Source organism: Cupriavidus consociatus (assembly GCF_017814975.1).
Classification (GTDB): domain Bacteria; phylum Pseudomonadota; class Gammaproteobacteria; order Burkholderiales; family Burkholderiaceae; genus Cupriavidus; species Cupriavidus consociatus.
This window is the reverse complement of sequence record NZ_JAGIQA010000001.1, coordinates 489000-510007: the sequence shown is the minus strand read 5'-3', so window position 1 is coordinate 510007 and position 21008 is coordinate 489000. Positions and strand designations below refer to the sequence as shown.

At 66.2% G+C, this 21008-nt stretch carries 23 protein-coding genes; 8 read left to right on the top strand and 15 right to left on the bottom strand.

The window, feature by feature from the left end; all coding sequences use genetic code 11:
• Nucleotides 1-95: 95 nt before the first annotated feature.
• The gene (locus J8I82_RS02310) at nt 96-584 is read right to left on the bottom strand and encodes a winged helix-turn-helix transcriptional regulator (protein WP_209754213.1); all 489 of its coding nucleotides are present in this window, start codon (nt 582-584) and stop codon (nt 96-98) included.
• A gap of 143 nt (nt 585-727) precedes the next feature.
• Between J8I82_RS02310 and J8I82_RS02305 the strand changes: the two genes are divergently transcribed.
• On the top strand, nt 728-2230 hold the full coding sequence (locus tag J8I82_RS02305; RefSeq protein ID WP_245179310.1) for an efflux transporter outer membrane subunit: 1503 nt from the start codon (nt 728-730) through the stop codon (nt 2228-2230).
• Nucleotides 2231-2317: 87 nt separating this feature from the next.
• Here J8I82_RS02305 and J8I82_RS02300 read toward each other — a convergent pair whose 3' ends face one another.
• Together J8I82_RS02300 and J8I82_RS02295 are read right to left on the bottom strand one after the other, a co-directional pair.
• Nucleotides 2318-3619 (bottom strand): ATP-binding protein, encoded by a 1302-nt coding sequence (locus J8I82_RS02300; protein ID WP_209754212.1) that lies wholly within the window; start codon nt 3617-3619, stop codon nt 2318-2320.
• Nucleotides 3616-4359 carry a response regulator gene (locus J8I82_RS02295; protein ID WP_209754211.1) on the bottom strand — a complete coding sequence of 248 codons (744 nt, stop codon included), beginning with the start codon at nt 4357-4359 and terminating at the stop codon, nt 3616-3618. The genes J8I82_RS02300 and J8I82_RS02295 overlap by 4 nt, the downstream gene beginning before the upstream one ends.
• Nucleotides 4360-4690: 331 nt before the next feature.
• On the opposite strand from J8I82_RS02295, the gene J8I82_RS02290 reads away from it, so the two are divergent.
• Complete coding sequence (locus J8I82_RS02290; protein ID WP_209754210.1) at nt 4691-5494, top strand: SDR family NAD(P)-dependent oxidoreductase; 804 nt, start codon at nt 4691-4693, stop codon at nt 5492-5494.
• A gap of 519 nt (nt 5495-6013) precedes the next feature.
• On the opposite strand, the gene J8I82_RS02285 is transcribed toward J8I82_RS02290, so the two are convergent.
• Nucleotides 6014-6286 (bottom strand): DUF4148 domain-containing protein, encoded by a 273-nt coding sequence (locus J8I82_RS02285; protein ID WP_209754209.1) that lies wholly within the window; start codon nt 6284-6286, stop codon nt 6014-6016.
• A gap of 200 nt (nt 6287-6486) precedes the next feature.
• On the opposite strand from J8I82_RS02285, the gene J8I82_RS02280 reads away from it, so the two are divergent.
• Entirely contained in the window at nt 6487-7566 is a 1080-nt protein-coding gene (locus J8I82_RS02280) for a porin (protein WP_209754208.1), read from the top strand.
• A gap of 151 nt (nt 7567-7717) precedes the next feature.
• Nucleotides 7718-8494 (top strand): enoyl-CoA hydratase, encoded by a 777-nt coding sequence (locus J8I82_RS02275; protein WP_209754207.1) that lies wholly within the window; start codon nt 7718-7720, stop codon nt 8492-8494.
• A gap of 34 nt (nt 8495-8528) precedes the next feature.
• Here the strand turns inward: J8I82_RS02275 and J8I82_RS02270 are convergent, their stop codons facing one another.
• The 5 genes from J8I82_RS02270 to J8I82_RS38225 form a co-directional block, all read right to left on the bottom strand.
• Nucleotides 8529-8963 (bottom strand): MarR family winged helix-turn-helix transcriptional regulator, encoded by a 435-nt coding sequence (locus J8I82_RS02270; protein ID WP_209754206.1) that lies wholly within the window; start codon nt 8961-8963, stop codon nt 8529-8531.
• A gap of 392 nt (nt 8964-9355) precedes the next feature.
• Nucleotides 9356-9676: a hydroxyquinol 1,2-dioxygenase gene (locus J8I82_RS02265; protein ID WP_209754205.1), complete on the bottom strand. Its 321-nt coding sequence runs from the start codon at nt 9674-9676 to the stop codon at nt 9356-9358.
• 370 nt (nt 9677-10046) lie between these two features.
• Nucleotides 10047-11111 (bottom strand): VWA domain-containing protein, encoded by a 1065-nt coding sequence (locus J8I82_RS02260; protein WP_209754204.1) that lies wholly within the window; start codon nt 11109-11111, stop codon nt 10047-10049.
• A 209-nt stretch (nt 11112-11320) separates the two neighbouring features.
• The gene (locus tag J8I82_RS02255; RefSeq protein ID WP_209754203.1) at nt 11321-11791 is read right to left on the bottom strand and encodes a plasmid fertility inhibition factor family protein; all 471 of its coding nucleotides are present in this window, start codon (nt 11789-11791) and stop codon (nt 11321-11323) included.
• A 227-nt stretch (nt 11792-12018) separates the two neighbouring features.
• The gene (locus tag J8I82_RS38225) at nt 12019-12381 is read right to left on the bottom strand and encodes a response regulator transcription factor (protein WP_245179308.1); all 363 of its coding nucleotides are present in this window, start codon (nt 12379-12381) and stop codon (nt 12019-12021) included.
• 26 nt (nt 12382-12407) lie between these two features.
• Between J8I82_RS38225 and J8I82_RS02245 the strand changes: the two genes are divergently transcribed.
• Nucleotides 12408-12584 (top strand): hypothetical protein, encoded by a 177-nt coding sequence (locus tag J8I82_RS02245; protein WP_209754202.1) that lies wholly within the window; start codon nt 12408-12410, stop codon nt 12582-12584.
• 248 nt (nt 12585-12832) lie between these two features.
• On the opposite strand, the gene guaA is transcribed toward J8I82_RS02245, so the two are convergent.
• From guaA to guaB, 3 genes are all read right to left on the bottom strand, one after another.
• Nucleotides 12833-14452, bottom strand: coding sequence for a glutamine-hydrolyzing GMP synthase (gene guaA / locus J8I82_RS02240; RefSeq protein WP_209754201.1), 1620 nt, complete (start codon nt 14450-14452; stop codon nt 12833-12835).
• Nucleotides 14427-15035: a hypothetical protein gene (locus J8I82_RS02235; RefSeq protein ID WP_209754200.1), complete on the bottom strand. Its 609-nt coding sequence runs from the start codon at nt 15033-15035 to the stop codon at nt 14427-14429. The genes guaA and J8I82_RS02235 overlap by 26 nt, the downstream gene beginning before the upstream one ends.
• 213 nt (nt 15036-15248) lie before the next feature.
• Entirely contained in the window at nt 15249-16712 is a 1464-nt protein-coding gene (guaB, locus tag J8I82_RS02230; RefSeq protein WP_209754199.1) for an IMP dehydrogenase, read from the bottom strand.
• Nucleotides 16713-16833: 121 nt separating this feature from the next.
• Here guaB and J8I82_RS02225 point away from each other — a divergent pair, with 121 nt between their 5' ends.
• Both J8I82_RS02225 and J8I82_RS02220 read left to right on the top strand, forming a co-directional pair.
• The gene (locus J8I82_RS02225; RefSeq protein WP_209754198.1) at nt 16834-17793 is read left to right on the top strand and encodes a DMT family transporter; all 960 of its coding nucleotides are present in this window, start codon (nt 16834-16836) and stop codon (nt 17791-17793) included.
• A gap of 192 nt (nt 17794-17985) precedes the next feature.
• Entirely contained in the window at nt 17986-18552 is a 567-nt protein-coding gene (locus J8I82_RS02220; protein ID WP_209754197.1) for a DUF4124 domain-containing protein, read from the top strand.
• 71 nt (nt 18553-18623) lie between these two features.
• Here J8I82_RS02220 and J8I82_RS02215 read toward each other — a convergent pair whose 3' ends face one another.
• Both J8I82_RS02215 and J8I82_RS02210 read right to left on the bottom strand, forming a co-directional pair.
• Nucleotides 18624-18968 carry an RnfH family protein gene (locus J8I82_RS02215; protein WP_209754196.1) on the bottom strand — a complete coding sequence of 115 codons (345 nt, stop codon included), beginning with the start codon at nt 18966-18968 and terminating at the stop codon, nt 18624-18626.
• Nucleotides 18955-19392, bottom strand: coding sequence for a type II toxin-antitoxin system RatA family toxin (locus J8I82_RS02210; protein WP_029045870.1), 438 nt, complete (start codon nt 19390-19392; stop codon nt 18955-18957). Before J8I82_RS02210 ends, J8I82_RS02215 begins: the two co-directional genes overlap by 14 nt.
• 178 nt (nt 19393-19570) lie before the next feature.
• Here J8I82_RS02210 and smpB point away from each other — a divergent pair, with 178 nt between their 5' ends.
• Nucleotides 19571-20023, top strand: a complete 453-nt coding sequence (smpB, locus tag J8I82_RS02205) for an SsrA-binding protein SmpB (protein ID WP_063237853.1) — start codon at nt 19571-19573, stop codon at nt 20021-20023.
• A 22-nt stretch (nt 20024-20045) separates the two neighbouring features.
• Here the strand turns inward: smpB and J8I82_RS02200 are convergent, their stop codons facing one another.
• Nucleotides 20046-20978 carry an SPFH domain-containing protein gene (locus J8I82_RS02200; protein ID WP_209754195.1) on the bottom strand — a complete coding sequence of 311 codons (933 nt, stop codon included), beginning with the start codon at nt 20976-20978 and terminating at the stop codon, nt 20046-20048.
• Between the last annotated feature and the right edge of the window lie 30 nt (nt 20979-21008).

Here is a 21008-nt window from a genome sequence, read left to right as displayed (position 1 = left end):
GGCACTTCCTTTCTGCTTTCTGCTCTTGGCACTCGGGGACCTGCGCCGCCCGTGGTGCGGCAGGTCGGGAAATCAGGAAATAGGGAAATCGGGGCTCAGGATTCGGCCGAGCGGGACAGCCGCTGGCGCACGCGCTCGCTGGCGGCCGGGCCGGGCGCAATGTGGTAGTCGGCACCGGTGACCGGGCTGCCGGTGGCGGGGTCGACCAGCACGGGTTCCACGCGCGCGCCGGTGCGCCGGTCGGCCAGCTGCACGCTTTCGCCTTCAGGAGCGAGATGCTTGTTCCCCCACGCCAGCATGGCCAGCAGCACCTGGCGGAAATCGCGCCCGCGCTCGGTCAGGATGTACTCGGAACGCGGCGGCCGGTCGCAGTATTGGCGACGTTCCAGCATCCCCTCTTCAACCAGCGAGTTAAGGCGGCGCGTGAGCATATTCGGAGCGATCGCCAGGTTCTGCTGGAACTCGTCGAAGCGGGTTACGCCATAGAAGGCCTCGCGCAGGATCAGCACGCTCCAGCTGTCGGCAACGCGAGCCGCGGTGCGTGCAATGGGACACGGCAATTCAGCAAGTGGCTTTTTCGACATGATCAGCGTCCTCGGAAAATCTTGTTGCTTTCAATTTGAAAGTTAGTCTAGAGTAGTCACTATCATCATGCAAGTTAGTTTTTCGATTGTGCACTATCCGTCGCTGTCGAGTCGTTGAAGGTCGCCGTTGAAAGGTGTTAGCAATGCCGCAAGATCCCTCCCGTTCCGCTTTCCGTGCCGCTCGCCGCCCCTCCGCTCGCTCCCGTGTGCAACGGGCAAGCGCCGGCATCGCCCGTGCCGTGCCGCTGCTGCTGACGGCCGCGCTCGCCGCCTGCACGGTGGGGCCCGACTACCAGGCCCCGTTATCGGACCTGCCCGCCGCCTACCCCCACGCCGCGGCATTGGATGCCCGCGACGCCACCCGTGCAGCGCCGGCGCTGGACAGCTGGTGGCAGGGTTTTGACGACCCCGCGCTGACCCGGGTGATCCAGCGTGCGCTGGACCAGAACCTTGACCTGGCAGCCGCTATCGCGCGCGTCGACCAGGCCCGCGCGGCGGCGCAGTACGCCGGCGCCGCGCTGCTGCCCGAAGGGTCGCTGTCGGGCAGCGTCAGCAGGCAGCATCAATCGCTGGAAGGACCGCTGGGCAGTCTTGCCAGGGACCGGCCGGGCTTTGACCGCAACAACACGCTGTACAGCGTGGGCGCCGGCGCGAGCTGGGAGGTCGATGTGGCGGGCGGCCTGCGGCGCGGCGCAGAGGCGGCCGGCGCGGAAGCGCAGGCCGCCGAGGCCGAGCACATGGGCGTGCGCGTGCTGGTGGCCGCGGAAGCCGCCGATGCGTACTTCCGCGTGCGCGGCGCGCAGCAGCGCATCGCGATCACCCAGCAGCAGGTGCGGACCAATGCCAGGCTGCTGGAACTGGTGCAGTTCCGCCTTGCCGACGGCCTCGGCGCCGAGCGCGAACGGGCCCAGGCGGAAGCACAGCTCGCGCAGACCCGCGTGGCCATCCCGCCGCTGCAGATCGAGCTGGAGACCCAGCTGAACCGCCTCGATGTCCTGATGGGCGCGCATCCGGGCACCTATGCGGCCGAACTGCTCGCGCCCGTCGAGCGCTCCACGGTCCCGCAGATTTCCGTGGCGCAAGGCCCCGCCAACCTGCTGCAACGCCGCCCCGACGTGATCGCCGCCGAACGCCGGCTGGCGGCAACGAGCGCCCGCATCGGCGTGGCCACTGCCGAGTACTACCCGAAACTGTCGCTGTCGGCGCTGCTCGGCTTCGAAAGCCTTTCCGCCGGCAAGCTGTTCACCGCCTCCGCGTTCCAGCCTGCCGCTGCCGCCGGGCTGCGCTGGCGGCTGTTCGACTTCGGCCGGGTGGACGCCGAGGTAGCACAGGCCAAAGGCGCCAACGCCGAGGCCCTGGCTACCTACCGCAAGGCCATGCTGCGCGCCACCGCGGACGTGGAAAACGCGATCATCGCGCTGACCCAGCTGGAATTGCAGAGCAAGGACCTCGCCGTCGAAGTGGCGGCGCACGCGCGCGCTCGCGGCGCGGCCGAGGATGCCTACAAGGGCGGCGCGGTCAGCCTGTTCGAAGTGCTCGAAGAAGACCGCCTGCTGCTGGCCGCGCGCGACCAGCAGGCGCGCGTGCGCGCCGACAATGCCCGCGCGGCGGTGGCAACGTTCCGGGCGCTGGGCGGCGGCTGGTAGTCCGCTAGTCCGGCAGCGAAGGAAAGGTCGAGATAAAGGTCAACCGGCAGCAGGTCGCCGCAAACCACGCAAGCGAGGCCTGCTCCCTCAGCCCAGCCTGAGCTGCGCCTCGAGCCCGCCGCCCTCGCGATTGCGCAGCGTCAGCGAACCGCCGATGGCCAGCGCCAGCTGATGTGCAATAGCCAGGCCCAGGCCGGTGCCGCCGGTCTCGCGGTTGCGCGATTCCTCGAGCCGGACAAACGGCTGCACCACGGATTCGAGCTTATCCGCCGGGATGCCGGGGCCGCGATCGAGCACGCCGATCACCACCGCTGCGCCGTCGCGCCGCACGCTCAGTTCCGCCGCCCCGCCGAACTTGATGGCGTTGTCGGTCAGGTTGGTCAGGATGCGGCGCAGCGCGTGCGGCCGCGTCATGATGGCGCCGCCGATGTTCTGCAGGATCGTGACGGCCTTGCCGGTGTCCTGGTAGTCGTAGGCCAGGCTCTCGACGAATGACCCGATGTCGATCCGCGATGCCTTCTCGCCATCGCCATGCATGGCGCGCGCATAGGCCAGTCCCTCTTTCACCAGCGTCTCGATCTCGGCGAGGTCGTGCACCAGCTTGCGCTTGTCTTCGGAGTCGTCCGCCATCTCGGCGCGCAGCTTCATGCGCGTGATCGGCGTCTGCAGGTCGTGCGAGATCGCCGCCAGGATCTGCACGCGTTCCTCGACAAAGCGTGCGATGCGCTCGCGCATGGCATTGAACGCGCGCGCGGCACGCACCAGTTCGGTCGGACCGGTCTCGGCCAGCGGCTCGCTCGCGGCGTTCGGGTCAAGCGCGTCGGCGGCATTGGCCAGCGCCACCACCGGGCGCAGCGACAGCCTTACGGCCAGCCAGCAGCACAGCACCAGCAGCAGCAGCTGCAGCACCAGCACATAGGGCAGCCATTGCGCGATCGCGGGCGGCTTCGGATGGACGTCGATGGTGAGCGGGCTGCCATCGCTGAGGGTGAGGTGCGCCTGCAGGCGTTTGCCTTGCCCCGGGATCGATTCGACCCTGACGGGGAAGCGGCCGCCGCTCGCTTCGGTAATGCGCTCGGCGATCTCCCTGGCCTGATCGCTCATCTCCGGCACGCCAGGCAGGCCCGTGCCGAGCATGTATTGGTAATTGCCGCGATTGACGTGCCGCAGCCACTGCGGCCGCTCCGCCGCGGGCACGCGGTCGAGGATCGCGATCGACGTCGACACGTCGGTTTCCAGCGTGCCGAGCATCACCTGGCGCGCGGTGATGTAGCGCTCCGCGAACAGCACGGCAAAAGCGAGCCCATAGGCCACCACGAGACCGGCCAGCAGGATCAGGAACAGCCGCGAGCCCAGGGTGCGGGGCCACGGCAAGGCTCGGAGTTTCACTGCCGGGCCTCCCGGATCTCGACCGGCACCGAGAACACGTAGCCCTCGCTGCGCACGGTCTTGATGTAGCGGGGTTCGCGCGCATCGTCTTTGAGATGCTGGCGCAAGCGGCTGACCAGCAGGTCAACCGACCGTTCGAACATTTCCGCCTCGCGGCCTTGCGTGAGGCTGAGCAGCTGGTCGCGGTTGAGCACGCGCTGCGGATGGTCGACAAACACGCGCAGCAAGCGGTATTCCGCGCCACTCAGCGCGACGATGATGCCATCGCGGTCGATCAGGTGCCGCGCCGTGGTGTCCAGCTGCCAGTCGCCGAACGCCAGCAACTGGCCCGCTTCCGTGATCTGCAGGTTGGGCGGCAGCATGCGCGTCCTGCGCAGCACCGCCTTGATGCGGGCCAGCAGCTCGCGCGCCGCGAAAGGCTTGGGAAGATAGTCGTCGGCACCCATTTCGAGGCCGAGGATGCGATCGGTCTCGTCGCTGCGCGCGGTCAGCATCAGGATCGGGGTGGTCTTGTGCTTGCCGGCTCGCAGTTCGCGGCACAGCACCAGGCCATCGTCGCCGGGCATCATCACGTCCAGCACGATCAGGTCGACAGCATTGGCCTCCAGGATCGATCGCATCTGCCTGCCATCCTGCGCTACGGTCACACGCAGGCCATTCTTGGTCAGGTAGGTCGATACCAGTTCGCGGATTTCCCGGTCGTCATCGACAACCAGGACATGGTCGACGTGTGCATCCATCTTTATCCCCTCAGAAAAGTCAGGTGAACCGCCAGTCTGCGTCGACGCCATTGTATGGGTGCCGGCGCTTCTCCGTGTATCACACTGTATCCGGCGAAGCACACGCCACAATCCGGTACATATTCGTTTGCCCGCCCGGTAACGGCAATACCGGCGGATACAGCGCCATTCATAAGGGGCGCCTTCCTCGCAGGGAGCGCGCCGCCGGATGGCAGAAAAGGTGGCATCTATGACATTGGCGTCATGCCATTGCGCCTCTACTCTTGAGTCCAGGCAGCCGGCCAGTCCGGCCACCGCTTCCCCCCTCTTCCAAGAATCCCGGAGCTCAGACATGACCACTCACATCCACGCGGGCACCGCCGTCATCACGGGCGCATCGTCCGGCATCGGCGCGATCTATGCGGATCGCCTTGCGCGCCGCGGCCACGATCTCATCCTGGTGGCGCGCAACCGCTCCCGGCTCGAAGCGTTGGCCCGGCGCATCACCGACGACACCGGCCGCTCGGTCGAGATCGTGACCGCGGACCTTGGCCAGGCTGCCGATGTCCGCCGCATCGAAGACCTGTTGCGCAGCGATGCCAGCATCACCACGCTGGTCAACAATGCCGGCATCGGCGCCGCGGCACCGCTGCTGGCGTCGGAGGTCGACAAGATGCAGGCGATGATCGAGCTCAATGTCACGGCGCTGACTCGCCTGACCTATGCCGTTGCGCCGGCATTCGTAGCGCGCGGCGAAGGCACCATCATCAATATCGCGTCGGTCGTCGCGGTGGCGCCCGAGATCCTGAATGGCGTCTATGGCGGCTCGAAAGCGTTCGTGCTGGCCTTTACCCAGTCGTTGCAGCATGAGCTCGCCGGCAAGGGCGTGCGCGTGCAGGCCGTGCTTCCCGGCGCAACGCGAACCGAGTTCTGGGACACCGCCGGCCAGCCGGTCGAGAACCTGCCACAAGGCATCGTGATGAGCGGCGACGATCTGGTCGATGCCGCGCTCGCCGGGCTTGACCTGGGTGAAGTGATTACCGTGCCATCGCTGCCTGACGATGCGGACTGGAAGGCATTCGAGGCTGCGCGTGCCGCGCTCGGCCCCAACCTGTCACGTGACCAGCCCGCGGCCCGGTACGGCGTGGCGCGGTAGATCGCTGGCACTTTCCCGGCAGTTCCTTCTTGCCCGTGTCTTCGCTTCCTGCCTCCGGGGCGCCGCATCGGCGCCCCGGAAGCTGAGAAGGCTGGAACCGGCACGCACGCCGAAGTCCGTGGCGAGCGCCCCAACCGCCTGCCCAATATCAGGCAAGGCGGTCGCGGATGCCTTTGTATCGCCTTGTATCCTGCGCGCGGAGCGATACACGCGCTGACAGAAATGGGGTCCCAGCGCCAAAGGACAGATACACCGGTTCCCTCTAATACGCCTCGCGCCTCGGCGGCGAACGGAAACTGCACGCTCCGGACGCGCCATGCCACGCCAGACTCGAGGAAACCGACCGTGCCCGCCCAGTCCAACCAATGCATTGTTCTCGCCATCGCGCTCCCGGCAGCCGCCGCGGCCACCCCTGCCGCCGACCCGGGCGCGCGTGACCCGTTTACCAACGGCACGCGCCATGTCCCGTTGTAGCGCCCCCGCGCACGGCGTTCCCGCGGGAGGCCGTGCGCCACAGGTTCACCGTGCCGTGGCAGCCGCCTGTTCGGCCCGAAGGCGCTGATACAAGGCAAAGCGCTTCTGATACTCTGCACTGTCGAAGTTGGGACCGCGGTCGCCACGCCAGTACTCCGACATACCGGCGCGGTGCCAGGCCTCGAGGTCGGCACGCACTTCTTCGCGGGTCAGGGTACGGCTTGTGCCGTTCGTATCGGCTGCATGCCCATGCGCCGGGAAAGCGAGGCTCGAAGCCATCAGCGCCGCGGCAAGGAAAGGGATCGTGATGCGTTTCATAGTCTTTGACATCCTGTTCAAACGTACCGGGTATCGCCAATGACACCCGCCGGCGGCTACGCGCAGGCGCGCATCCGGAAAGGACATTGCATCGCGCCGGTGTATCCCGGTTGTTTCCGGCAAGCGCGGTCTTTGTATCGCAGCTTGTCAGCACCACGCCGCTACCTATTGCAATCCCCAACGAAAGAAAAACTGGAGAAATGATGAAGAAGATCTTTGCGGCGTTTGCCGCATCCATGGCCGCCAACGCTGCCTGGGCCGAATCCGGCGTCTCGCTGTTCGGCATTGTCGATGCCGGCATCGAGTACAACAGCAACTCCGGCCTCAACGGCGACAATCTGTTCAGGCTCAGCTCCGGCAATCAATCCGGCTCGCGCTGGGGCGTGCGCGGCACCGAAGACCTGGGCGCCGGGCTCAAGGCCGTGTTCCTGCTGGAAAGCGGCTTCGACATCGATACCGGCAATTCCGGCCAGGGCGGGCGCCTGTTCGGCCGCAATGCATACGTTGGCGTGGAGAGCCCTTATGGCAGCCTGCTGCTCGGTCGGCAGCATACCGCCTTGCGCGACTTCAATGGCCTCTACGATCCCGCAGCGACGGCCGACCGCTATGGCATCCTGGCCATCGCGCCGGAGTTTGGCGCGCGGGCAGACAATGCCGTCAAGTACGTCGGCAAGTTCGGTGCACTGACCGGCGTCGCCTTTTATTCGTTCCAGGCCAATGGCAACGAAGTCGCCGGCAGCAATGTGTTCGGGCGCGAGTACGGCGCCTACCTCAGCTACGCCAGCGGCCCGTTTTCATTGGGCCTGGCGTATGACGACCTGCACACCGGGACGCCGGCCAACCAGGCACCGGTGCTGCGGCGCTACGCGATCGCCGGCACATACGCAGTTGGCCCTGCCAAGATATTCGCCGGGTACCGCCTGGCAAAGGCGCTCGACGGCGCCCGCCTGCCAGGCGCGCAGGCCGCGAACGCTGGCGCCAACCTCTACTGGCTTGGCGTCAATTACAAGCTGACGCCTGCCTTCTCGCTGATGGGGGCGGCCTACTACCAGGACTTCCGCCAGACCGGGGCGGATCCCTGGCAGTTCGTGGTCACGGGGGACTACACCTTCACCAAGCGTACCGACCTCTATGCATCGGTGTCCTACGCGCTCAACAAGGACCAGTCGAACCTCGGGGTCAACGGCTACAACACTGGCACGGGTGCGACAGCTGTCTATAACGTGCAGCCTGGCAAGAACCAGCTCGGTGCCGTACTGGGCGTCCGCCATCGGTTCTAGCCGTTCGGGGAACGAGAACGCAGCGCTTGCGGCCACGGGTATCGCACCCGGCCCATCGGTTTACTTCGCATGCGAATTATCTATATACTTCGCATGCGAAATTCATTGCGATGCTCGCACAGCATCCTGCAACTCACCCGGAGACCGACCCATGACCCCCGAAATCCGCATTGACCTCACCGGCGGCGTGCTGACCATGACGCTTGCCCGGTCCGACAAGAAGAACGCCTTGACGAACGAGATGTATGGCGCCCTCGCCGACACGATCGAGCAGGCGCAACTGGACCGGCGTATCCGCGTCCTGCTGGTCCAGGGAGATGGGGACATGTTCACGGCCGGCAACGACATCGGCGAGTTCGCCGCGATCGCGGCGGGAAAGCATAGCGGCGACCGTCACGTGCATCGCTTTCTGCACGCCCTTGCCAACTCGACGGTGCCGACTGTCGCCGCCGTCAACGGCAAGGCCGTCGGCGTCGGGACCACCATGCTGCTGCATTGCGATTATGTCGTGCTGGGCCAGGATGCGCAGCTGATCACGCCATTCGTCAACCTCGCGCTGGTTCCGGAAGCGGCATCGAGCCATCTGCTCCCGCTGCGGATCGGCCACGTCAGGGCCTTCGAGATGTTTGCGCTGGGCGAGCCGCTCGACGCGCAAACCGCGGTGGCCTGGGGCATCGCGAACAAGGTTTGCAGCAACGACCAGTTGCGGGCGGAAGCGCGCCGGATGGCCGACAAGCTTGCCACCCGCCCTCCTGGCTCGCTGAGCGCCATGAAAAAGCTGATGCGCGATGCGGAGAAACTGATAGCACAGATGCAGAGCGAAAGCGCCCGGTTCGAGGAGCGGCTGGCCAGTGCGGAAGCCAGGGAAGCCTTCCAGGCTTTCGCCGAAAAACGGAAACCGGACTTCACCAGGCTTGACGGGCAGTAAGCCGGCTGCCTCGCTTCCGCGCCGCCCGCCCGGGTTACACCTGATCCTCGTCGGCGGCCGGAAACTTTGTCTGCAAGCTGCCCAGCCAGCGCGCCACGACGTCGATCTCGTCCGGGGTGAAGCCCTCGGTCAGCCTGGCATTCAATACCTTCATGCTGGCCTTGGAGCGCAGGCGCGCCTTGCGCCCTGCCTCCGTCAGCCACAGGCGCCAGGCGCGGCGATCGGTATCGTCCGGCCGGCGCTCTATCAGCCCGGCCCGTTCGGTCCGGTCGGCCAGCCCGCTCATCCCGGGCGCGCCCAGATCGAGCGCGGCGGCGGCCTCGCTCATCAGCGCGCCGTCGTTCCTGCCCAGAAAGAACAGCAGCCCCGCCTGGGCCGCTGTCACGCCACCGGCGGCAATGCGCGCTTGTGACCACCGCTGCAGGCGCCGCTGGCCCACGTTCAACAGGTAGACGAGGCGAGGTTCCATGTATCAGAGACGGCGTTGTGAATTTGTTCGCATGCGAATATATCACGGACCCGCCCGGCGTAGCGCCAGCACACGCTACGCTGGCCGATATACGGATAAATCCGACCGGAAGGCGCAAGCGATCGCATCGGAGGCTGCCCGAATGCGATCGCAAGGCAATCACGGCATTTGCATTTCTGCATCCGCTGTAACCGCGGTTATCAGCTCTGGCAGCGTTAGCGCGCCAGGCGTGCCTGCAGCACATTGCTGATGCCGCCGCCCAGCGCCCCGAGCACGCCCGCTGCGACTAATCAGGCCAGCAGCGACGGCGACGGTGGCTGGCTCGCGGCAAAGAAGCTGATCAGCCCGAGAAAGTAGGCAAGCGGGTTGTTGACGCCGGGCACGGCTGTGGGTCAGGCGTGTGCGCCGTCGAGATAGGGGTCGGCGCTGCGCGCCGGTTCCGCGGAGATGCCGGTGCGGTCCAGGCCGGCCAGGGTCCGGGCTCCATCGGTAAAGGGATCGAAGCTGCGAGCGCCGTCGCTGTACGGGTTGCGCGGCTCCTGCACCGAACGCGCCCCCTCGCTGTACGGGTCGCGCGCATCCTGCACGGAGCGGGCGCCGTCGGTGTACGGGTCGCGCGCGCCCACATGGGACAGGCTCGCGGCCTGGGCACCTGCCGCTGCGGCAGTCAGGGCGATGGCCAATACGAAACGGCGGGCGATGTTGTTAGTCATGATTGGTTTCCTTAAGGATTGACGTTGAACCGTGAGCGCCCGGTGCTAGCTTTCGCTGGATTTCGGCGCCGGGCCACGGAGCGTATTTAAGGAGACCGGTGTATCGCGCGTGTAGTGCAGGGAGGCCGAGGCTGTCAGGAAGCGTATCGGCCTGGCTGCGCAATACAAAGACATACAAAACTGATGTCAGGTTCTGATCCGGCCCTGCGCCAAGTGCCTGATGCGCCGACCCGCAGCGTTGCCGGAGCCGCTCAACCAAATCGCCCCCACCGCTGCTATTGCCCCGCGCCATCCCGACGCGGGAAGAGGTCACGGCGCTGCAACGCCCGTTCACCGCATTGAACGCGGCCCAGGTCGCCAGCGCTTCACCTCAGCGCCGGAACCACAGCAGCGACAGCCCGCACGCCGCCATCAGCAGCAGGGCCGAGCCCGCCGCCAGCAAGGCGCTGATCTCGATTTCCCTGCGCTCGAGCGCGAAACGCGCGCTCAGCCGGCGATACACCTGTGTCAGGTCCGCGGCCGAGCCAGCCTGGAAGTACTCGCCGTCAGTGAGCGCGGCGACCGCGCGCAAGGTGGGCTCATCCAACTGCATGTAGAAAGACAGGCCGGACACCACCGCACCCGCGTCCTGCGGCGTACCAAAGCCCACGGTATAGACGCGCACGCCGCGCTGGGCCGCCATGCGCGCGGCGTCCAGGGGGTCGGGGCCAGTGGTGCGGCGGCCATCGCTCAGCAGGATCACCGCACCGTGCCGGTAAGAGCCCGGCTGCGCCGCCGGCTGCTCCAGGTCGCGCTTGCGGACGGCATCCGCCGCCGCGGCCTCTGTCATCGATCTGCCGCCCGGCCCGGGTGCGAGCGACTCGCCACTGAAGAGGATCGCTTCCAGGTCGATCCCATCGTCGGGGAACAGCATCGCCAGCGCCTGGATCAGTCCGCTGCCTGTCGCCGTGCCGCGCTGGAGCTGGAAGCGATTGATCGCGTCGAGCATGTCCTGCCGGTTGTCGGTGGGAGGCAGCACCACAGTCGCCGTCGCGGCAAAAGAGACAATACCCAGGCGCACGCTGGCCGGCAGCCCGACGATGAGATCCCGCGCTGCCTGCTGGGCGGCGCTGATCCGGGTGGGCGCGACGTCGGTCGCCTCCATGCTGCGGGAAGTATCCATGGCCAGCACCAGGGTGATGGTGTCGGACGGCAGCGTGACGGTCGCCGTGGGACGGGCACAAGCCAGCAGGGCCGCGCCCAGCGCAAGCAGGAAGAGCACTGGCGGGATGTGACGCCGCAGTCGTTGCCTGCGGCCCAGCGCGGCGCGCGGCAGCGCAAGGCTGGAATAGAACAGGGCGATTTTCTTGCGCCGCGCAATCAGGTACAGGTAGGCGGCTGCCAGCAGCGGAAGCGAGAGCAGCAGCCATAGCATTTGCGGCCAGAGAAACTGCATGCCCTGCTCCTTGGCGCGTGGGGTAGGACGATGTTACTACCGTATATTCCCTGGCGGGCTGGCTCCAGGAGCGATCAAGACCGGGTAACGGGCGAATGCCATTTGGCGCACAATTCAATCCGTCCGACGCATGGAGCATGTCATGCGTACCATCGTCGCCATCGACGACGCCCTCTCAGGCACGCGCCAGCCAGACATCCAGGCGCTGGCTAACGGTCCCACCCGCAGAATTGCTCGAGTAGTTTCGCCTCGGTTTCATGGACTTCAACCGGCAGGCGGCTCGCGCCTGCAAACGACAGGTAGCGGGCGCGATGCTGGCCGTTGCGGAAGGACACCACGCCCTCTCTGGCGATGCCAATCAGTCCGGATAACGTACGGCAGCGCCGCGTTGTGAACGTGACATAGGGCACTTCCGGGATCCGTTCCTGGCCGGGCGCCAGGAAGTCGCGAATGCCACGCACCTTGCCCGCATGCCAGTACTGCGCAGCCTGTAGGACATAGTCCGTGGAATCACGATCGGCGCAAGCGAGCAGCTTCGCCAGGTCGATCACGACCACTCTATGGCGCGAGTCGGGGGCGTCGAAACCGCATTTCATGCGGATGAACGTGTAAGGACTGTGACCGGGGATAGGAACTATCCAGTTCCCGTCAGGACCCCGTAGCACCTGATCTTCTGACAAGGCGACTCCGTTTTCTTGTTCTCCCGAAGCTTGGTCGGGGCCGGATTCGATGCGGCACGGCTGCAACCGCCGCTGCCATGCTATCCGTATGCCCACCGATTATGCGTCAGCGCCAGACCCTTGTGAACTCGCCAATCACTCGCCGCAGCCTCGCATCCTCGTCCGCAACGTACGCATTGCGGGCGCCCCGGCCGCCATCGCAAGCGCGGGCACCGAATGGACCGCGATCAGGGTTGGGCTCCGTCCGCGCCTGCAGCGCAGGCCTGCATGTAGCAGAACACCATCGCCGCACGCGATCGGACGCCGAGCTTGCAGTAGATCGTCTCGAGATACGAGCGGACGGTAAATTCGCTGATATGAAGCCGGCCCGCGATCTGCTTGGTCAGATAGCCCATGCAGACGAGCTGCACGATCTGCAGTTCGCGTACGGTCAACACGCTTCGCACGATGACCTGCCAGAACACGCGCGTGAGCCAGGGCTCCAGCACCCGTGTGAGCCGCAACGCCAGGCTCGGCTCCCACGGCGACCCCAGCACCAGCGCGGGATCGAGGATGCAGGCGAGCTTGCGCTGCCGTACCGATACGATCATGTCCTCAGCATGCCGATGCGAGCGAGATGGTGCTGCCCGGGCTGTCGCAGCGCGTACGCCTGTTCTATCAGGTCAGCGGACACGTAACCGACGCGGAGCTACACCAAATCGCGCGCACCGTCTACGCCGCCGTCGCGGCCGAGAACCGGCGCGAGCCGGGACAGCCGCAGATTGCCGCCAGCGTGGTGCGCAGGATGCGATAGGAAAGCCGGACTGCCACGTAGCCAGCTGACACTGCCGGAGCGCGACCGGCGCGTTCGCTGCGCGGTGCCCGAAGTGCCACCGCGGCTTGCGTTCGCCACGCGCTAAAACGAAGGTTGTGCGGCCTGCCGCCATCGCGTCCGATGCCTCGTTCGTCGCGGGCAAGCACCGGCGCGCCGCTCGTCTTCGTGGCAAAAACAAGGGCGCCTTGAAGGCGCCCTGTGTACTCAATGGAAAATGACTATTCGGGTCACTCCCACTCGATCGTCGCCGGCGGCTTGCCCGACACGTCGTACACCACCCGGTTCAGGCCGCGCACTTCGTTGATGATCCGGTTCGAGCAGCGGCCCAGCAGCGCATACGGCAGATGCGCCCAATGCGCCGTCATGAAGTCGGTGGTCTGCACGGCGCGCAGCGCGACGACATAGTCGTAGGTACGGCCGTCGCCCATCACGCCCACCGACTTGACCGGCAGGAATACGGCAAATGCCTGGCTGGTCAGGTCGTACCAGCTCTTGCCGACCTGGTCCGGCTCGCACAGGCCCGCGGCGGCATCCTGCTCGGTGGCGATGGTCTTGCGCAGCTCTTCGATGAAGATGGCATCGGCGCGGCGCAGCAGGTCGGCGTAGTCGCGCTTGACTTCGCCGAGGATGCGCACGCCCAGGCCGGGGCCCGGGAACGGATGGCGGTAGACCATCTCCGGCGGCAGGCCCAGTTCCACGCCCAGCTCGCGCACTTCGTCCTTGAACAGGTCGCGCAGCGGCTCGAGCAGCTTCAGGCCCAGCGTTTCGGGCAGGCCGCCGACGTTGTGGTGGCTCTTGATGGTGGTGGCCTTCTTGGTCTTGGTGCCGCCCGATTCCACCACGTCGGGGTAGATCGTGCCCTGCGCCAGCCACTTGGCCTTGCTCAGTTTCTTCGCCTCGGCCTGGAATACCTCGACGAACTCGCGGCCGATGATCTTGCGCTTCTGCTCGGGGTCGGTCACGCCGGCCAGGTGACCGAGGAACTGCCCGGACGCATCGATGTGCACGACCTTGGCGTGCAGGCGGCCGGCGAACATCTCCATCACCATCTTGCCTTCGTCAAGGCGCAGCAGGCCATGGTCGACGAACACGCAGGTGAGCTGGTCGCCGATGGCGCGGTGGATCAGCGCCGCGGCCACCGACGAATCGACGCCGCCGGACAGGCCGAGGATCACCTCTTCGTCGCCGACCTGTTCGCGGATCTTGGCGACGGCTTCCTCGATGTGGTCGCGCATGACCCAGTCAGCCTTGCAGCCGGCGATCCCGAGCACGAAGCGCTCGAGCATCTGGCGGCCCTTGACGGTATGCGTGACCTCGGGGTGGAACTGCACGGCATAGTAGCCGCGCGCTTCGTCGGCCATGCCGGCGATGGGGCAGCTCGGGGTCGACGCCATCAGCTTGAAGCCCGGCGGCAGGCCGGTGACCTTGTCGCCGTGGCTCATCCAGACCTTGAGCATGCCGTGGCCTTCCGGCGTGCGGAAATCCTCGACGTCCTTGAGCAGCGCGGTGTGGCCGTGGGCGCGCATCTCGGCGTAGCCGAACTCGCGCTGGTCGCTCCACTCGACCTTGCCGCCGAGCTGCACGGCCATGGTCTGCATGCCGTAGCAGATGCCGAGCACCGGCACGCCCAGGTCCCACACCGCCTGCGGCGCGCGCAGCTGGTGGTCTTCATAGGTGCTGGCGTGGCTGCCCGACAGGATAACGGCCTTGGGCGCGTACTCGCGCACGAAGTCGTCGGAGACGTCGTTCGGGTGGATTTCGCAGTAGACGTGCGCCTCGCGGACGCGGCGGGCGATCAGCTGCGTGACCTGCGAGCCGAAATCAAGAATGAGGATTTTGTCGTGCATGATGGGCCGATGGCGTGTCTTCCGTTGCGGGCTCGGTCACGACTTCCGTGCCGGGGCCATAGCCCGGCGGCGGCGTGATGACCGGCTCGCGCCGGTATTCTGGGGTATTCGTCTGGCGCGCCGCGGGGGCGACGCCGGGTTCCTTGGTTTCCTGTTCCTTCAGCGCGCGTTCCATCTTCAACTGCCGCTCGCGCACGCGCACGCGTTTCGCCGCGGGAATCTGCACCGCGGCGAAAAACAGCAGCACCACGGCCATGGTCGGCAGCCAGATCTTGCCGGCGCCTTCGAGCGGCAACTCCAGGAACACCATCCAGGCAATGATCAGCATCGCGCTGGCCAGGTTCACGTAGCCGGCCGTGCGTGCCACCGGTACCGTCAGCTGGCCGTTGAACGCGGCCTGCCACAGCAGCACCGACAGGCCGACCAGCGCCACGCCCAGCAGTTGCCCGAACAGCGCGGGTTGCGGCTGCGGCAATTGCAGCGCCGCATACAGCGTGGTGAACGGGGACATCAACAGCAGGACGCCCAGCAGCAGGTCCACCAGGGCATCGAAAAACAGCACGGCTCGCAGCAACACCTTCATTGGCGCTCCTCGTCTGGGCCCCGCCGGTGATGCGGCTAGCGTCAAGGCAACGCCGGCGTGGCGCGCGGCCGGGGCCATGGTCGGGGCCGGGTTGGATTCCGGTCGGACCAGGGCGGCGCTGCGCACCTGGCACCAGACCTTGCACGCCCTCGTCCCGATGATCGCGGTCAGCGCACCGCCGCCGCGGCGGACGGCGGGCGCAACCGCTGCGCGTCAGTCGATATGGTAGTTCGGCGCTTCCTTGGTGATCTGCACGTCGTGCACGTGCGATTCACGCATGCCGGCTGCCGTGATCTGGACGAACTGGGCATTCTCATGCCAGTCAGCGATCGACTTGCTGCCACAATAGCCCATCGAGGCTCGCACGCCGCCGGTCAGCTGGTGGATGATCGCCATCACCGAGCCCTTGTACGGCACGCGGCCTTCAATCCCCTCGGGGACCAGCTTGTCGACGTTGGCGGTGTTGTCTTCCTGGAAGTAGCGGTCAGCCGCGCCGTCCTTCATCGCGCCCACCGAACCCATGCCGCGGTAGCTCTTGAACGAGCGGCCCTGGTACAGGAACACTTCGCCCGGCGCTTCCTCGGTGCCGGAGAACATGCCGCCCATCATCACGGTGTGCGCGCCGGCCGCCAGGGCCTTGGCCACGTCACCCGAGTAGCGGATACCGCCGTCAGCGATCAGCGGCACGCCGGTGCCCTTGAGCGCCTCGGCCACATTGGACACAGCGGTGATCTGCGGCACGCCGACACCAGCCACGATACGGGTGGTGCAGATCGAGCCGGGGCCGATGCCGACCTTGACGCCGTCGGCGCCATGCTCGACCAGTGCACGGGCGGCGTCGCCGGTGGCGATATTGCCGCCGATCACCTGCACTTGCGGGAAGTTCTGCTTGACCCAGCGCACGCGGTCCAGCACGCCCTGGCTGTGGCCGTGTGCCGTGTCCACCACAATCACATCGACGCCGGCCTTGACCAGCAACTCGACACGTTCGTCGTTGTCCGGACCCACGCCGACTGCGGCGCCTACGCGCAGCTGGCCGTGGTCATCCTTGCTTGCCAGCGGGTTCTCGACCGCCTTCTGGATGTCCTTCACCGTGATCAGGCCGCGCAGCTCGAAGGCCTGGTTGACCACCAGCACGCGCTCCAGGCGGTGGCGGTTCATCAGGCGCTTGGCTTCTTCCAGCGGCGCGCCTTCGGCCACGGTCACCAGCTTCTCGCGCGGGGTCATCTTGGCGCGCACCGGGGCGTCGAGTTCTTCCTCGAAGCGCAGGTCGCGGTTGGTGATGATGCCGACGACGGTCTTGCCTTCCAGCACCGGGAAGCCCGAAATGCCATGCTGCTGCGACAGCGCGATCACATCGCGGATCTTCATTTCCGGCGAAATGGTGATCGGATCACGCAACACGCCCGACTCGTAGCGCTTGACGCGCGACACTTCGCGGGCCTGGTCGGCGGGCTTCAGGTTCTTGTGGACGATACCGATGCCACCGGCTTGCGCCATGGAGATCGCCAGGCGTGCCTCCGTCACCGTGTCCATGGCAGCGGACACCAGCGGAATGTTCAGTTCGATCGAACGGGACAGGCGAGTGCGGAGGGAAACATCCCGGGGAAGGACGGCCGAATAGGCCGGGACGAGCAGCACGTCATCGAATGTGAGTGCTTTCTGGACAAGACGCATAGCAAATCCTCTAGGCGCAAAAGCGAATTATACAGGAATGCGCGCTGACTGATGCACGGCAACCGGTTTTCCAGCGAGCGTCTGCTATGCTCGTCGTCCTTTTAACCGGGCGTTGAAAAGCATGGGAATCGGCGTATTGTGCGGGCTGCTGGCGGGCGCGTTCTGGGGCATGGTCTTTATCGCGCCCAAGCTGCTGCCGGTGTTCTCGCCATGGGAGCTGGCGATCGGGCGCTACCTGGCGTATGGCCTGGTGGCGCTCGTTGCCACCCTGCCGCTGATGAAGCGCATCGCCCGCAAGCTGACCCGCGCCGACTGCGTCGCGCTGCTGCGCCAGGCCTTTACCGGCAACCTGCTCTACTACGTGCTGCTGGCCTTCGGCGTGCAGCTGGCCGGGGTCGGTCCGACTTCGCTGATCATCGGCATCCTGCCGATCACGGTCACCATCATGGGCCGGCGCGACCACGGCGCCGTGCCGCTGTCGCGGCTGCTGTGGCCGCTGCTGGTGGTGGCCGCGGGCATCGCCTGCATCAACATCGACCTGTTCGGCGGCGGCCAGAGCGCACATGCCGCCGCGGCCGGCGACGCCGTGCGGCCGGTCTGGCAGAAGCTTGCCGGTGTCTGCTGCGCGGCCGGGGCGCTGGTCTGCTGGACGCTCTACGCGGTCGACAACGCCCGTTACCTGCAGCGCAACCCGCACTACAGCGGCAATGAATGGTCGGCGCTCTATGGGCTGTCGACCGGCGCGGTATCGGCCGTGCTGGCCGTCATCGGCTGGCTGGTGGCAGGCGATGCCCTCACTTCCGGCGACAGCGGCCGCGACTGGCAGTGGTTCTGGATGGTCAACGCCGCGGTGGCGTTGGGCGCGTCGCTGATCGGCAACAACCTGTGGAATATCGCCAGCCGGCGCCTGCCGCTGACACTGTCGGGCCAGATGATCGTGTTCGAGACGCTGTTCGCGCTGGCATACGGCTTTGTCTTCGACCACCGCTGGCCGCGGCCGCTGGAAATCGCCGCCATCGTGTTGCTGATGGTCGGCGTGGCCTGGTCGGTGCGCTTGCACGCCAACGACAAGTCTGCGTAGACTAGCGGACGATGGCGCGGAGGTCACACGCGCCACATCAGAACGGAAGTACCAGGGTCAAACCGGCGCCAAGCCTCGGCGCCAAGCCATCGCCCGCGGCAGGCCTGCCGCGGCATTGCCTCGCGCGCAGCCGGCGGCCCAGCAGTCTTCCAGCCGCATCCGTTACTTTCAGCCACTTTGAGACGCCGCGCCATGAAACGATCGTCCGTGCTGTGCCTGCTTGCCGCCGCCGTCGCAACGACCGCCTCGGTCCACGTCCATGCCTACTGGCAATGGCGCGATGCCAACGGCCGCATGGTCTACAGCGACGTGCCGCCGTCAGGCGCCGCCGCCAGGGTGCTGCGCGCCCCTGGCCGCCTTGCCGGCGAGTACCAGCCGGTAGCGGCTGCCAATGCGGAAAGCGCCAACGCCCCCGTAGCCGCGCCAGCGCCTGCCAGGGCCGCGGATAAGCCGACAGATAAGGCTGCTGACAAGGCCGCGGGCAAGGCCAAGGATGCCCCGCCGCCCACGGCCGAAGAGGCGTTCCAGAAGCGCCGCGAATCCCGCCTGAAGGCCGCCGCGGAAGAGGCGCGCAAGGAAACCGAGGCTGCCGACCGCGAGGCCCGCTGCGCCCAGCTGCGCAACTATGCCACCGGCCTGCAGCAAGGGATGCGCGCGGCGGTAGCGGGTCCGGACGGCTCGCTGCAGCACCTGAACAGCGAACAGCGCCAGGCCGAACTGGTCAGGACCAGCGCCAGCCTCGATAAGAACTGCGGCTGAATCTAATCAAAACGGGGCATCATGCCCCGTTTTGCTGTCAGTGCTGCTGCCGGTGGCGCACGCCTTCCGGCTCAGCCATTGCCGCGCAGCCATTTCTGGCCTTCCCGCGCCCCGCCCTCGCGCAGCTTCTGCACGCGCTTGCGCCGCGCCTGCTTGGGGTCGGCGGTCAGCGGCCGGTACACCTCCACGCGGTCGCCCTCTCGCACCACGGTATCGGGCGTCTTGAGCTTGCCGAAGATGCCCACCCGCATGGTCGACGGATCCACTTCCGGGCACGCCTGCTGCAGCCCCGAACCAACGATGGCCGCGGCAATGGTGGTGCCCGCGGGGACGTCGATCTCCTTCAGGAATACCGCATCGGGCCGCGCATAGCACACCGTGACGTGCACGGTGTCCGCGCCTTCAGCTGGCGCCATATACTACCTCGGCGCGCTTGACGAAGGCATCGACGAAGGTATTCGCGATCATGCTGAACACCGGGCCGATGAGCTTTTCCAGCAGCAGGCTCGAAAACTCATAGTGCAGGTGGAATTCGATCTTGCAGGCGTCCTCGCGCAGCGGCGTAAAGCGCCACGCACCGTTGAAGGTCTTGAAGGGGCCATCCGCGAAGGTCATGTCGATGCGGGTCGGGCGCTCCTGCGTATTGCGGGTGTGGAAGAACTGCTGGATGCCCTTGAAATGGATATGGATCTTCGCATCGAGCGTGGTTTCAGTCTGCTCGAACACCTCCACGCCGCCGCACCATGGCAGGAACTTGGGATAGTCCTCCACGCGCGTGACCAGGTCGTACATCTGCGCGGCGGAATAGCCGAGCAGCACGGATTTATGGACGTCTGCCATGTATTGGGAAATCTGGCTCCCGGCCATGCCGGGCGCATTGCGCCTGGGACACAAGCCGGTACCGGGGCTGGTTTGCTAAAATCCTGATTTTAGCCGACGCTGGTCGCTGGCGGCACCTCGCCATGCGGCACTGCAGCGATCCGGCCCGCTTTCACCCATTGCTCCCCTACCCGCACGCATGACCATCGCAGACAACAAGAAGGCCTTTTTCGACTACTTCATCGAAGAGCGATATGAGGCCGGGATCGTGCTGGAAGGCTGGGAAGTCAAGGCGATCCGCGCGAACCGCGTACAGATCAAGGAAGGCTACGTGGTCGTGCGCGACGCCGAGATGTTCCTGATCGGCGCCCATATCAGCCCGCTGCAGAGCGCCTCCACCCACGTCAAGCCCGACCCGGTGCGCACGCGCAAGCTGCTGCTCAAGGCCGACGAGATCAAGAAGCTGATCGGCAAGGTCGAGCAGCGCGGCTACACGCTGGTGCCGCTGAACCTGCACTACACGCGCGGCCGCGTGAAATGCGAGATCGGCCTGGCCAAGGGCAAGAAGCAGTTCGACAAGCGCGAGACCGAGAAGCAGCGCGACTGGCAGCGCGAGAAGGCGCGCATCATGAAGGGCGACACCAAGGAATAAAGCGCCGCCCGCGCCTGCGTGTTCAGGCGCCGGCCTTCTGCCCCTTCACGATTTGCAGCGCTGACGCGATCATGCTGCTCATCTCGCTCATGTTGCCGGGCACGATCAGCGTATTGCCCTGCTTGGCCAGGTTGCCGAAGGCAGCAACGTATTCCTCGGCCACCTTCAGGTTGACAGCGTCCATGCCGCCTTCGGTGCGGATGGCGTTGCCAACCTTCTGGATTGCCTGGGCATTGGCGTCAGCCACTGCCAGGATCGCCGCCGCCTCGCCCTGTGCCTTGTTGATGGCGGCCTGCTTCTCGCCCTCCGACTTCTGGATTGCCGCTTCGCGCGCACCCGTGGCCAGGTTGATCTGTTCCTGGCGCTTGCCTTCCGACGCAGCGATCAGCGCGCGCTTTTCCCGCTCTGCGGTGATCTGCGCCTGCATCGCATGCAGGATTTCCTTCGGCGGCGTCAGGTCCTTGATCTCGTAGCGCAGCACCTTGACGCCCCAGTTGGCGGCGGCTTCATCGAGAGCGTTGACCACGCTGTGGTTGATGAACTCGCGCTCCTCGAAGGTCTTGTCCAGCTCGAGCTTGCCTATCACCGAGCGCAGCGTGGTTTGCGACAGCTGCGTGATCGCGACCACGAAGTTGCTCGAGCCGTAGGACGCCTTCATCGGGTCGGTCACCTGGAAATACAGCACGCCGTCCACCTGCAACTGCGTATTGTCCTTGGTGATGCAGACCTGGCTGGGCACATCCAGCGGGATTTCCTTGAGCACGTGCTTGTAGGCGACGCGATCGACGAACGGCACCACGATCGACAGCCCCGGCGTCAGCGTCGCATGGTAGCGGCCCAGGCGCTCGAGCACCCAGGCGTGCTGCTGCGGCACGATCTTGATGCCCTTGGCAATCAGCACGATCACGGCAATGAGGATGATCAGCGGCAACAGGCCAAGCTGAAAAGCGAGCATGTAACAACCCTCCGGTCAGGAAAAAGCGGT

Coding starts and splice junctions, on each gene's coding strand:
- J8I82_RS38225 (WP_245179308.1), bottom strand. CDS start 12,381: ATGATCGTATCGGTACGGCAGCGCAAGCTCGCCTGCATCCTCGATCCC.
- J8I82_RS02290 (WP_209754210.1), top strand. CDS start 4,691: ATGACCACTCACATCCACGCGGGCACCGCCGTCATCACGGGCGCATCG.
- smpB (WP_063237853.1), top strand. CDS start 19,571: ATGACCATCGCAGACAACAAGAAGGCCTTTTTCGACTACTTCATCGAA.
- J8I82_RS02215 (WP_209754196.1), bottom strand. CDS start 18,968: ATGGCGCCAGCTGAAGGCGCGGACACCGTGCACGTCACGGTGTGCTAT.
- J8I82_RS02235 (WP_209754200.1), bottom strand. CDS start 15,035: ATGAAGGTGTTGCTGCGAGCCGTGCTGTTTTTCGATGCCCTGGTGGAC.
- guaA (WP_209754201.1), bottom strand. CDS start 14,452: ATGCACGACAAAATCCTCATTCTTGATTTCGGCTCGCAGGTCACGCAG.
- J8I82_RS02275 (WP_209754207.1), top strand. CDS start 7,718: ATGACCCCCGAAATCCGCATTGACCTCACCGGCGGCGTGCTGACCATG.
- J8I82_RS02200 (WP_209754195.1), bottom strand. CDS start 20,978: ATGCTCGCTTTTCAGCTTGGCCTGTTGCCGCTGATCATCCTCATTGCC.
- J8I82_RS02245 (WP_209754202.1), top strand. CDS start 12,408: ATGGTGCTGCCCGGGCTGTCGCAGCGCGTACGCCTGTTCTATCAGGTC.
- J8I82_RS02220 (WP_209754197.1), top strand. CDS start 17,986: ATGAAACGATCGTCCGTGCTGTGCCTGCTTGCCGCCGCCGTCGCAACG.
- J8I82_RS02285 (WP_209754209.1), bottom strand. CDS start 6,286: ATGAAACGCATCACGATCCCTTTCCTTGCCGCGGCGCTGATGGCTTCG.
- J8I82_RS02225 (WP_209754198.1), top strand. CDS start 16,834: ATGGGAATCGGCGTATTGTGCGGGCTGCTGGCGGGCGCGTTCTGGGGC.
- J8I82_RS02210 (WP_029045870.1), bottom strand. CDS start 19,392: ATGGCAGACGTCCATAAATCCGTGCTGCTCGGCTATTCCGCCGCGCAG.
- J8I82_RS02260 (WP_209754204.1), bottom strand. CDS start 11,111: ATGCAGTTTCTCTGGCCGCAAATGCTATGGCTGCTGCTCTCGCTTCCG.
- J8I82_RS02310 (WP_209754213.1), bottom strand. CDS start 584: ATGTCGAAAAAGCCACTTGCTGAATTGCCGTGTCCCATTGCACGCACC.
- J8I82_RS02295 (WP_209754211.1), bottom strand. CDS start 4,359: ATGGATGCACACGTCGACCATGTCCTGGTTGTCGATGACGACCGGGAA.
- J8I82_RS02280 (WP_209754208.1), top strand. CDS start 6,487: ATGATGAAGAAGATCTTTGCGGCGTTTGCCGCATCCATGGCCGCCAAC.
- guaB (WP_209754199.1), bottom strand. CDS start 16,712: ATGCGTCTTGTCCAGAAAGCACTCACATTCGATGACGTGCTGCTCGTC.
- J8I82_RS02305 (WP_245179310.1), top strand. CDS start 728: ATGCCGCAAGATCCCTCCCGTTCCGCTTTCCGTGCCGCTCGCCGCCCC.
- J8I82_RS02265 (WP_209754205.1), bottom strand. CDS start 9,676: ATGACTAACAACATCGCCCGCCGTTTCGTATTGGCCATCGCCCTGACT.
- J8I82_RS02270 (WP_209754206.1), bottom strand. CDS start 8,963: ATGGAACCTCGCCTCGTCTACCTGTTGAACGTGGGCCAGCGGCGCCTG.